The 323-nt window shown below is 63.2% G+C and carries 1 pseudogene and 1 other annotated feature; the pseudogene reads right to left on the bottom strand.

Annotation, left to right across the window (positions count from 1 at the left end):
- Positions 1 to 87 (bottom strand) — a sequence feature (AL1L pseudoknot). This feature is flagged as partial in the annotation.
- Positions 1 to 323, bottom strand: a pseudogene (locus CDV49_RS19400) (transposase); the annotation flags it as partial. Its footprint overlaps the feature before it by 87 nt.

Raw genomic sequence — 323 nt, 5'->3', positions numbered from 1 at the left:
CTCGACCCCGGGCGCATCCCGATGCGCCTCAATGAAGCCCACCATCACTTCGACCGGCGGTCGAGCTCCGCCATCGCAAAATACGCGCTGGCCTTGCGCAGGATCTCGTTCGTCTGGCGCAGCTCGCGGTTCTCGCGTTCCAGTGCCTTCAACTTCTCAGCCATCTCGCTCGGAATACCCGCCCGCTTACCGTTGTCGACCTCGGCCTTCTTGACCCACTCGTTCAGCGTATGGGCAGAACAGCCGATCTTCGCCGCAATCGACACGATTGCCTGCCAGCGCGACCCATGCTGACCCTCGTTGTCGAAGACCAGCCGCACCGC

Source organism: Haematobacter genomosp. 1 (assembly GCF_002196855.1).
Taxonomy (GTDB): Bacteria; Pseudomonadota; Alphaproteobacteria; order Rhodobacterales; family Rhodobacteraceae; genus Haematobacter.
This window is presented reverse-complemented; position numbering and strand designations above follow the sequence as displayed.